The sequence below is a fragment of the Achromobacter sp. SD115 genome, assembly GCF_017355315.1.
In the GTDB taxonomy this organism is placed as follows: domain Bacteria; phylum Pseudomonadota; class Gammaproteobacteria; order Burkholderiales; family Burkholderiaceae_B; genus Achromobacter; species Achromobacter xylosoxidans_B.
Genome location: NZ_JADIJM010000001.1, coordinates 14,082 through 25,582, shown reverse-complemented (window position 1 = coordinate 25,582; position 11,501 = coordinate 14,082). Strand labels below are relative to the sequence as shown.

At 67.1% G+C, this 11,501-nt stretch carries 4 protein-coding genes; 1 reads left to right on the top strand and 3 read right to left on the bottom strand.

The genetic code is table 11. The features are described 5' to 3' along the window. Nucleotides 1-33: 33 nt before the first annotated feature. A complete protein-coding gene (locus IPU70_RS00080) occupies nucleotides 34-7,584 on the bottom strand; it encodes an autotransporter-associated beta strand repeat-containing protein (protein ID WP_207464095.1) in 7,551 nt (2,516 codons plus the stop codon). A 311-nt stretch (nucleotides 7,585-7,895) separates the two neighbouring features. Here IPU70_RS00080 and IPU70_RS00075 point away from each other — a divergent pair, with 311 nt between their 5' ends. Further along, nucleotides 7,896-8,510 (top strand): ATP-binding cassette domain-containing protein, encoded by a 615-nt coding sequence (locus IPU70_RS00075; RefSeq protein ID WP_207464094.1) that lies wholly within the window; start codon nucleotides 7,896-7,898, stop codon nucleotides 8,508-8,510. Nucleotides 8,511-8,533: 23 nt separating this feature from the next. Here the strand turns inward: IPU70_RS00075 and IPU70_RS00070 are convergent, their stop codons facing one another. Then, nucleotides 8,534-9,517, bottom strand: a complete 984-nt coding sequence (locus tag IPU70_RS00070) for a tripartite tricarboxylate transporter substrate binding protein (RefSeq protein WP_207464093.1) — start codon at nucleotides 9,515-9,517, stop codon at nucleotides 8,534-8,536. 40 nt (nucleotides 9,518-9,557) lie between these two features. Then, a complete protein-coding gene (locus IPU70_RS00065; protein ID WP_207464092.1) occupies nucleotides 9,558-11,489 on the bottom strand; it encodes an acyl-CoA synthetase in 1,932 nt (643 codons plus the stop codon). Between the last annotated feature and the right edge of the window lie 12 nt (nucleotides 11,490-11,501).

Genomic DNA, 11,501 nt, shown 5'->3' with positions numbered 1-11,501 from the left:
TAGCTGCCGGTTACCCGGCCCATGCCACGAGGCTTACCAGAGCACTTTCAAACCGATGGAGCCCTGCGCGCCGGTCTTGACGCGGCTGTCACCGCTGTTGGCCCAGAGCTTGCCCACGTCGCCGTAGAGGCTGGTGTTCTTGGTCAACTGCACCATGGCGCCGACCGCCAGTTCGGTCGAGGTATAGCCGCCCTTGGCGCGGATGTCGGTGGTGCCGGCCGGCGCGCTGAAACTGGCCACGTCGGTGGTGTTGCTGGCCTTGTACAGATTGACGCGCGCAAAGGGCTGCAGCACGGTGCCGCCGATGCTGTAGCTGCCCTTGACCCGGGCGCCCAGGCGCAGGGTCCAGTCGTCGTCCGCATCGTTCTTGACCTTGGCCAGGCTAATCGTGGTGTCGTCCAGGTCGAGCTTGCGGTAGATGATCTGCGCTTGCGGCTCGAGCTGCCAGCTGCTGCCCAGGTCGATCGGCTTGCCCACTTCGAGCGAGGCCAGCCAGCCGTGGCCCTTGGTGGTGGCGCCGGCGCCGGTGTCGGCCGTGCGCAGGCTGCTGCGGTAGTCGGCGCCCTGGATCACGGCGTCGGCGTACAGGCCCGAGTCGTGCTGCCAGGTGCCGTACAGGCCCACGTAGCGGCCGCGCAGGTTGTTGTAGCCCGCGTACTTGCGCTCCATGCCGCTGGAGAAGCCGCGCACGCCCATGTCGCCGTCCAGTTGGCCGACGTACAGGCCGGCCCTGAGGTTGCGGCTGGCGTACACGTCCACGCCGGCTTGGAAGCCGGTCAGGTGGCCGCTGCTCTCGGGGTTGACCGTGCCTTGCTGCGTGATGGTCGGAGCCGTGCGCAGCACCCGGGCCCAAGCGCGGTGGTTCGGGTCCTGGTCGATGGCGCCTTGAGCGACGTCGTCGCCCATGCGCTTGCGCATGTCGCCGAGCATCGCCATGTCCGCCTGGCGCAGTTGAGCGGGCAGGGAGGACAGCAGCGGCACTTCTTCGCGGTAGGCAGGCGCGGGGGTGCCAGGATCGGTGCCGGGGCCGGGGTTGACCTGCGTGTTGGTCGAGTGCAGCGCGGCGCCCTGTGCCGTCTGGGTCAGACGGTACTCGTAGGCGCCGGCATCGACATGGCCGCCCGCCAGCGTGAAGCTGCCGGGTTGCAGGCTGGCGCCGTTCTCGGTGGAGATGACCTGGATGCCCTGGCTGCCCGTCTGCGCGCCCAGGCCGCCGGCATTGGCGATCTGCACCGTGGTGCTGCCGCTGGCGATGGCGCTGGAGCCGCTCAACAGCAGCTTGTCGGTGGCGCTGCCATCCGCGCCCAGCACGGTGGACACGCCCAGCTTGCCGTTGTTGCCCACGTAGGGGCCGGTGACCTTGAGCACGGCGCCCGGCGTGGCGCCGCTGAGATTGACCGTGCCGCTGTTGTTCAGGCTGGCCACGGTCTGGCTGTAGCCCGCCAGGTCCAGCACCGCGCCGCTGGCCACGGTGTGGGCCGAGGCGCTGCTGAATGTGTTGGCCGCGCCGGCCTTGAGCGTGCCTTGCGCGACGTCGGTCGCGCCGGTGTAGGTGTTGCCTGCGCTGGTCAGCGTCAGCACGCCGGTTCCCTGCTTGGTGAGGAAGCCGCCGCCCGTGATGGCGCCGGCCCAGGTGGCCGTGTTGGCGCCGGTGTCGATGACCGGGTCATTCGTGCCCGTCATGGCCAGGTTGTTGGCGATGGTCATGCCGTTGGCGATCAGGCTGATGACGGTGCCGTCGTCCATGGCCAGCGTGCCCGTACCCAGGCCTTGCGCATGGCCCAGGGCGATGCTGCCTTGCTTGAGCTGCACGCCGCCCGTGAAGGCGCTGCCGCCGGTCAGTGCGAGTGCGCCAGCGCCGGTTTTGACCAGGTCGCCGCTGCCCACGACGATGCCCATGTAGGTGGACGCACTGCCCGCCGCGATGTCCGCGGTCAAGCGTCCGCCGCCTAGCGCCACGGTGCCGCCGCCGCTCAGGCTGCTGGCCAGCAGCGCGTTGCCGTTGAGGTCCAGCACGGCGCCCGTCAGCACTTGATAGCCGGTGCCTTGGACCAATGCCGTGGTGGAGCCCGCGCGCAGCGTGCCGTCCGCGACCAGCGTGCCGCCGGTATAGCTGTTGGCGCCGGTCAGGGTCTGCGTGCCCGAGCCCTGCTTGACCAGGGTGCCCGTGCCGCTGACCGAGCCGGCGAAGATGCCGTCGCCCGATCCGCCTGCCAGCAGGGAATTGGCTCCCATCTTGATATTGCCGGCGCCCGCGAGGGTGCCGAACACCTGGGCGCCTTGGCCTGCCGACAGGTCGAAGGTGGCGCCGTTGGCCACGGTCACGGTGCCGGTGGCGGCGAGGCTGCTGCCCGCGCCCAACGCTACCGTGCCGCTGTTGACGTAGGTGCCGCCGGTGTAGCTGTTGGTGCCGTTGAGCGTCAGCGTGCTGGCGCCGTTCTTGGTCAGGCTGCCCGCGCCCGAGATGTTGCCGTTGAGCGTCAGGTCGTGGCTGCCTTGGACGGCGAGGCCGGCGTTCAGGGCAATGTTGTTCGCCAGCGCCAGCGCCTGGGTGTTGTCCAGCGTGGCTGCGCTGCCTACCGTCAGCGTGCCGGAACCGAGCGCAGCGCCGTTGCCGACGATCAGGCCGCCCGCGTTCAGGAGGGTGCCGCCGACGTAGCTGTTGACGCCGCTGAGGGTCAGGTTGGCCGCGCCGTTCTTGATCAGGCCGCCGGCGCCGCCGACGGTGCCGTTCAGTTCCATGGCGTTGGAACCGGCGATCGTCAGCGCGCCGTTCAGCGCGACCTTGTTGCGCACGGTGACTGCCGTGTTGCTGTCCAGCGTGGTGCCGTTGGCTGCGGTCAGCAGACCGTTGCCCATCGCCTTGTCGTTGCCCAGCACCAGCGTGCCACCGTTGAGCGCCGTGCCGCCGGTGTAGCCGTTGGACGCGTTGAGCACCAGGGTGCCGGCGTCGAGCTTGGCCAGCGTGCCGCTGCCAACGAGCGGGGCGTTGATGGTCGCGGTCACGCCGGGATCGACGCGCACCGCGGCATAGCCCTGACCGCCGTTGACCAGGTTGAGCGATCCCAGCGAACCGCGCTCCAGGGTATAGCCGTCGGTCAAGAACTGCATGCCGGTGATGCTTTGCGCGCCGGCGACGGTGACCGTTCCCGCGGCGCCCAGGAACACCGCGAAGTTGCCAGCCCAGGCGCGGTTCCCGTTGCCGTCGACGCCGGTCCAGTTGGCGTTGGCGCCGTCCCAGGTGCCGCTGCCGCCTTCGATCGCGCCGTTGCCGACGGTTTGCGAGCCGTCCCAGAACTGCACGGTGACGTTGGGCGCGGCGACCAGCAGATTGACCTGCTTGGCGATGGCGGTCTGCAACGTCAGGTCGGCCGCTTGCACGCTGCCGGGAATATTGCCGAAGCGCATGCCGTTGTCGTACAGGTCGCCGCCATAGTTCATGAGCCGGTACACGCCGGTGCCGAAGCCGCCGATGTCGCTGACATTGAGCGTGCCGCCCAGGGTCAGGTCGCCGGCTACGTTCACCAAGGCAGCGCCGCCGCCGAGGGCGGGGGCGCCCAGGCTGGCATTCACGATCGACTGGGTGCCGAGCCCCATGCTGCCGACCGACAGCGTGTGGCCGTCCGTCAAGTTCAGGGTGGCGCCGCCCATCAGCGTCACGTCGCCGGCGATGCTGCCGGTTCCACCCAGCGCAGCGCCGCTGTACACCATCACATTGGTGCTGGCGAGCGAGCCGTCTACCCACAGGCTGCCGGCGCTGACCGAGGTCTGGCCGGTAAGCGTGTTGTTGCCGGAAAGAACCAGCGATCCCGTGCCGCTCTTGGTCAACCAACCCTTGCCGTCGAGCTGGCCGCCGAAGTTGCTGTTGGCCCCGTTGGCGCCGATGGTCAGGTTGTTCCCATTCGAGACCGTCACGGTGCCATTGCCGTTCAGGCTGGCCAGACGAGCCAGATTGGTGATGAACAGATTGGCGCCGGCTGCCACGTTCGCGGTGGCATTCTGGCCCAGCGCGTTGTTGCCCGCGGTGGTCAGGCTACCGTCTTGCAGATCGATCATGCCGCTGAAGGTGTTGGCGCTGCTGGTAAGCGAGAGGTCGTCCGTGCCGAACTTGCGCAGCGTGCCGTTGCCGTTGAGCTGTCCATCCAGGATCAGGCTGTTGTTGCCCGCCACCGTGAGCGCGCCATCGACGTTGACGGTATTGCCCAGGCGCATCGGGCCGGCGGTATCCAGTTGCGTGTTGCCCGTGACAGTCAGCATGCCGGTGCCCAGCGCCGCGGCATTGCCCAGGCTCAAGTTGCCGTCATTGACCGTGGTGCCGCCGCTATGGCGGTTATCGCCATTGAGGGTGAGTCGGCCGGCGCCGTTCTTGACCAGCTCGGTGGAACCGTTGATCACCCCGTTCAGGGTGAAATCATTGCTGCCGTCCAGCGCCAGGGAGGCGCTCAGTTGCACGTTGTTGGCCAGGGTCACCGCGCGGCTGGCTTCCAGGGTTCCCGCGTTGCGCACGGTCAGCGTGCCCTCGCCGAGCGCGGCATCGTGGCCCACGGCCAGGTTGCCGCCGGTCAGGTCGACACCGCCCTGGAAAGAGTTGGCGCCGTTCAAGGTCAGCTTGCCCGTGCCGCGCTTGGTCAGGCCGCCTATGCCGTTGACCAGGCCGCTCAAAGTGAGGTCCTGGTTGCCGACGAGGTTCAGGTCGCCAGCCAGGTTGACCGTGTTGTTCAGGCTCAATGCCACGCTGTTGTCCAGCTGCGTGCCGGAGAAGGTGTTCAAGATGCTGTTACCCAGCGGATTGCCGGAGGCCAGCACCAGCCTGCCGGCGCTCAGCGCCATCGTGCCGCCAAAGGCGTTGTTGCCGCCCAGGGTCAGGGTGCCGCTGCCGTTCTTGTTCAGGCCGCCGCTGTTGCCGGCGATGTCGCCGTTCAGGGTCAGGTCATGGATGCCGCCCAGGTTCAACTGGCCTTCGACAACGATCCCGTTGGTCAGCGTAAGCACCTTGTTGTTGCCCAGCGTGGTGCCGCCTGTAGCGGTCAGGGTCGCCGTGCCCAGCGCGTTGTTGCTGCCGGCCACGAGCGTGCCGCCTGCCAGCAAGGTGCCGCCCTGATAGCCATTGTTGCCATTGAGCACCAGCGTGCCCTGGTCCAGCTTCTGCAGGGTGCCGGTGCCATTGATGTCCACGTTGATCGCCGCAGTGACGCCCGGATCGACCCGCACGGCGAACTTGCCGCCATCGCGGTTGACCGCATTGAGCCTGCCGCCGGCGCCTGTCACCAGGTTGTAGCCATCGGTCATGAACTGCATGCCGTTGACGGTATGTTCGCCCTGCACCAGCACGACGCCGGTGTTGCCTTGGAAGACGGCGAACTGGCTGGTCCAGTTGCTATTGATCGTGCCGTCGAAATTGGTCCAATTGGTGGCGCCGGCGCTCCATACGCCGGTGCCGCCTTCGACAACACCGTTGGGCACCACCATGTTGCCGTCCCAGAACAGGGTGCGCTGGTTCGGCGAGCTGACCAGCAGATTGACCTCATTGCCTGTCGCGGTCTGCAGATTCAGTTCGCCTACGGTCCATGTGCCCGGCAAGGTGCCGTAGGCGAGGACGTTGTTGGTCAGGGTGCCGCCGTACGTGAACAGGCGGTACACGCCATCCCCGAGGCCGCCGGCGTCGGTGATGTTCAGGGTGCCGTCCAGGGTCAGAGAACCGCCGACGTTGAAGAGCGACGTACCTCCCGTGATGGGAGTACCCAGCGCCACATCGATGTTGGAGGTCTGCGACAGGACGAGACTGCCGAGGTTCAGCGTGCTGCCGCTGGCGCCCGCCAGGTGACCGCCGTTGGCGATGTTCGCCTGGCCGCTGACTGTGCCGCTGCCGGTCAGGGTCGCGCCGTTGCCCACCGCCACGCCGGCGCCATTGAATACACCGGTGACCTGCAGGGTCCCGCCGCTGACCTGGCTGAAGCCGACCATGTCGCTGCTGCCGGCAAGTTCCAGCGTGCCGGCGCCGACCTTATTCAGCGTGCCTAGGCCGACGAATTGACCGGCGTACACGCTGTCGAGGTTGTTGCCGCCTAGGTTTAGCCTGCCCGGGCCGACGTTCGTGATGCCTGCACCGGTCAGGGAGCCTATGCTGGTGTTGCCGGGCAGGTTCAGGGTGGTGCCCGTGGCCAGGTTGACGGAGGAAGGGGACCCCAAAGAGGTGTTGGTGTTGAAAGTGACGACACCTTGGGCGATATCGAAACTGCCGCCGTAGGAACTATTGGCATGAAATATCAATGCATCCGCACCGGTCTTGGTCAGCTTGCCGGTGCCGCTCAAAGGGCCGGCCAGCAGCAGCGATTGCGGCGTGTCCACGGTCAGGTCGCCATGGACGCTGATGGGGATCGTCAGGGCGGCGCCCTGTAGGGAATTCTTGAGGGTGGCGGTGCCGCTGGTGACCAGCATCCCAGTTCCCAGCCCGCTACCGTGTTTGAGCTCCAAGGTGCCGCCGCTGAGGGCGACACCACCGGAGGAGGTGTTGACGCCGCCCAGGCTGAGCGTGCCGTTGCCGGATTTCACCAATTGGCCGGGGCCAGAAATCGAGCCATTCAGGCTCAGGTCATTGTCGCCGGTCACCGCCAGGTTGGCGTTCAGTGCGATGGGGTTGACCAGGGAGGTAGCCTGGTTGGCCGTCAGGGTCGAGTTGCCGCCAACGGTCAGGGCGCCGCCGCCCAAGGCTTGATTGTTGCCCACCGTCAAGGTGCCGGCGTTCAGCGTGACGCCTCCCAGGTAGCTATTGGTTCCGTTCAGGGTAAGGTTGGCCGCGCCGTTCTTGATCAGCCAGCCTGGGCCGCCAACCGTACCGTTCAAGGTGAGGTCGGCGCTTCCGCCTATCTCCAAACTTCCCAGCAATTGCACGCTGTTGTTCAGGGCCACCTGCCTGTTGGCATCAAGCACGGTGCTGGGGAGCGCGAACAAGGCGCCGGTACCCAGGGCCGTGTTGCTGCCTACCACCAGACGGCCCCCGCTGAGCTGTGTCACGCCGCTGTAGCTGTTGTCGCCGTTGAGCACCAGCGTGCCTGCACCGAACTTGCTCAACGCACCGCTGCCGCCGATCGCCACGCCCAAGGTGGCGGTCACGGCCGGGTGGACCACGATGTCCATATTGCCGCTGGTGGTCAGTTGGCCATTGGCTCCGCCCACGAGCTTGTAGCCATCGGTGCTGAATGTCATGCCGCTGACGTTGTGCCGGCCGCCGACCGCCACGGTCCCAGTCGTGCCTTCGAACACCGCGTCGCCGCCAGTCCAGGCCTGGTTGGACAAGCCGTCGGAAGAGGTCCAGTTGGTATTGGCGTAATCCCAGATCCCCGAGGCGCCATCCACCGTGCCGTTCGCGATGGAATGACTGCCATCCCAGTACTGCGGATTCCCACCCGCGGCTTGCGCGCCCGTGGCGACCAGTGCAATGCCCACTGCGCCCGTCAGTTGCGCGGCGCTACGGCGCAGGCGCCGGGCAGGGCTGCTGCTTTTTGCCGGCCCGCGGGCGATTTCACTGACGGCCTGCCACACGCCGGCGGCGGCGTTGAAGACTACTCGATAGACGTGATTCATTGATCTCTTCTATGCCGGCGGCGATGCAGCCCGGCAAAATTGGACGTTGTATTGATGTAAATGAAACTAAATGCGTCTTTGTGGTAGGTCGCTCAGCGGGGGGATTGCAGGAACAGGCGAGGCAACCGTTACAGAATTCGAAATATTTTTGCTGAAAAATAACATTTATTTACGCCGCGTAATGTACGGCAAAAATGCGGATTCCCACACCGTCAATGGGGAAAAATTTGAGTTCAGTTCACATTTGCTGCGTTGACGCCACGCCCAGGCGGCGATGGCCGAGCGGCGTGTTCCTGCGTACACTCCCGGCCATGCTACGAATCGACAATCTCGGCAAGCGCTACGGCGACCATCTCGTCTTCCAGGGGCTGACCCATACCTTCAGGCCCGGATGCGTGGCGCTGTGCGAAGAAGACAGCACCGGCAAGTCCACGCTGCTGGGCATCATCGCGGGCGCGATCGCGCCGGACTCGGGGGATGTCTGGATCGACGGGCATTCCCTGGCCCAGGCGCCGGCGCAAGCGCGGGCCCGCTTGGCCTACGTGCCAGACAATTGCATGGCGCAGCCCGCGCAGACGGGGCGCGGATTGCTGGAACAGGTCGCGGCAGAGAAGAACGTGCCGCTGGCCGACAGCGTGCTGGACCTGGCCTTCCGGCTGGGGCTGGAGCCGCATCTGGACAAGCGCTTCGAGCAGATGTCGACAGGCACGCGGCGCAAGGTCTATCTGACAGCCGCGGCCCTGGGCGACCCGGCCGTCATCATCGCCGACGGCGCCAGCAACGGCTTGGACGCGCAGGCGCGCGGCGTGCTGGCCGAGCAGTTCAAGACTTGGGGAAGGGATCGGGTCGTGCTGTTTGCCAGCCACGATCCCGAGTTGGTGCAGGCTTGCGGCGCAAGCTCAGTCGAGGTCGCGGCGCTGCGCTGAAGGCGGCGCCGGAGGTTTCTTCCTTACTTCGCCATCAATCCCAGGTACTCGATCAGACCTTTTTCCTTGACGTAGGTGGCCTGCGCCCATTCCTTGTAGTCCTGACTGTCGCGATAGGCGGGCTCCTGGTTCAGCTGCTTCATGACGTCCATGCTGGCGGGATCGAACAGCGCCTTCTTGAAGGCGTCGTGCAGTGTCTTTACCACTGCGGGGTCCATGCCCTTGGGGCCGGCCAGGCCGTAGGGCGAGGTGGAGACTACCTTGTAGCCCAGCTCCTGGGCGGTGGGCACGTCGGGCCAGCGCGTGGTGCGCTTTTCGCCGAAGGTGACCAGCAGGCGCATCTTGCCCGAGTCCACGAACTGGTCCCATCCGGTCGCATCGCTTTGCGCCATGACGTGGCCGCCCAGCAGGGCCTGCTGCATGTCGGCATTGCCCTTGAACGGTACGTGGTTCAGTTTCACCTTGGCGTTGATGGCGACTTCCTCGATCAGCAGGTGCGGCGAGGAACCGATGCCGGTGGAGCCGTAGTCGATGGTGCCAGGCGCCTTGCGCGCCGCCTCGATGTATTCGTTGAAGGTCTTGTACGGGGAATCGGAGCGGACGGTGAAGCCGAAGGTATAGCCCGACAGGCCCAGGATGAAACTGAAGTCGTTGATGGGATCCCAGCTGCTCTTCTGCATATAGGGCATGCGCAGCATGGCCAGGGTGTACAGAGTGACGGTGTAGCCGTCGGGCTTGGCGGTCTTGGCCATGGTGGCGGGGCCCAGGGTGCCGCCGGCGCCGGGCCGGTTTTCCACGATGACGGGCTGCCCCAGGTATTTGGCGGCGTCCTGCGCCACGATGCGCAGGTGGCGGTCGGTGGAACCGCCGGCCGGGAAGGGCACGATCAGCGTGATCGGCTTGGACGGGTAGGCGCCTTGCGCGGCGGCGGCGAAAGGCAGGGCGGCGCCGGCCATAGCGAGCAGCGTGGCGCCGAGGCAGGCGCGCCGCAGGGGCTGGTGGGTCATGGGTTTGTCTCCTGGGTGTTGTTTTGTGTGGGGGGACTGCTCAGTCGCGCAGGGCGACCTTGACTGGCAGCCGGGCCAGCGCGTCGCGCAGGCTGGCTTTCAGGGGTTCAGGCGTGCGGGTGTCCGCAACGACGGCGACCTCGGGCTGGGCGTTGGCCTCTACGCGGAACAGCGTGCCGTCGTCGATCAGGCCAGCGTCCTGCAGGGTGTGCGCCACCACGGCCTGGGCCGATACGGCGGTGGCCAGGCGGCGCAGATCGGGCTTGTAGATCTTGCCGACATTGGTCATGGGCATGCTGTCCAGCACGATGACGCGCTTGGGCCGCGCCGGACTCTCGTCCACGTGGGCGGCGGCATGGGCCAGCAGTTCGGCTTCTTGTACCTGCGCGCCCTCGGCCAGCGTGACGAAGGCGATGGGCAGTTCGCCGGCATAGGCGTCGGGAGCGCCGACCGCGGCGCAGAGCTGCACAGCGGGGTGCGAGGCGAGTGCGTCCTCGATGGTCTTGGGATCGATGTTGTGGCCGCTGCGGATGATCAGGTCCTTGGCGCGGCCTTGCAGGTGCAGGCGGCCAGCGTCGTCCAGGTAACCCACGTCGCCGCTGATCAGCCAGCCGTCCTCGGTAAAGGCGCGCGCCGTGTCTTCGGGGTCGAGAAAGCCGGGGATGACGTTGGGCGCCTTGAACAGCACCATGCCGGCAGTGCCTGCGGGCAGGTCGCGCGCGGGCGTGCCGGCCGGCATGTCCAGGCCGACGATGCGGACCTGCACATAGGGCAGCGGGAAGCCGACGCAGCCCACTGGAAATTCGCAGCCCGGCGGCGAGATGGTGGAGATTCCCGCCATTTCCGTCATGCCCAGGCTTTCGTTGACGTGCAGTCCGAACAGGCGCTTGAAGCGGGCCGCCAGCTCGGCGGGCAGGGGCGCGGCGCCCGTGCGGCAATAGCGCAGCGAGGAGATGTCGGCGCCGGCCAGCGGCACTTCGGCCAGCGCCGCGAGGATGGTGGGCACGCCTTGCAACGAGGTGGCGCGGTGGTGTTCGACCAGGCGCCAGTAGTTGCGCAGCACGTCGCGGTTGCGCAGCAGCAGGGTGGTGGGGATGACGGTTTCCACGCCCGCCGACAGGGCGGCCAGCGATGCCGGCAGCACGCCCGCCACATGGAACAGCGGATAGCCGTTGATGACCACGTCGTCCGGTCCGGCGTTCTGCAATTGCACCGCGGCCCAGGCGCTGAAGACCTGGTTGGCATGCGTGTGGATGGCCAGCTTGGGTGCGCCGGTGGTGCCGCCGGTATGGAAGTACGCGGCTACGTCGCCCGCCTGGATCGCGCGGCCGCTGACCAGGCGGTCGGCCGGCTGCGCGGCGCGCGCGGCGTTGAAATCCAGCGCATGGTCGGGCAGCGCGGGGCGGGCCGGGGACGGCTCGTCCAGCGGCGCCACGCGCAGCAGCGTGTGCAGCGTGGGCACGCGTTCTCGCAGGCGCAGCGCCTTGGACCAGGAACCGCATTCCACGTCGGACCCGTAGGCGATCAGGACCTTGGCGCGCGCCGTGGTCATGAGGGAAACGAGCTTGTCTTCGGCCAGCAAGGGATTCAAGGGCTGGACGATGCCGGCAGCCTCGCCGCCCCACAGCGCCAGGTGGTACTCGAGGCAACCGGGCAGCAGGATGCCGACGGCGTCGTCCGGACCCACGCCCAGCTCATGCAGCAGGTTGGCGGTCTGGTGGATGCCGGCCAGCAGTTCGCGGTAGCTCCAGCGCAGCGGCGCGTCGCCAGGGTCGGCGCTGCGCAGAAAGGTCAGCGCGGTCTTGTCGCCGAAGGCCGCGGCCGAGTTGCGGAAGATCTCGTAGGTGCTTTGCACCGTGAGCGTCTCGGCCAGCGGCCGGGCTTGCAGACGCTGCACGTCCGCGGCGCTGCGCACGGCGAAGGGCGCGGCGAAGGGTGGCGAGAGGGGCGGGGCGGCATGGACCTGAGTCATTGCAAGAGCCTC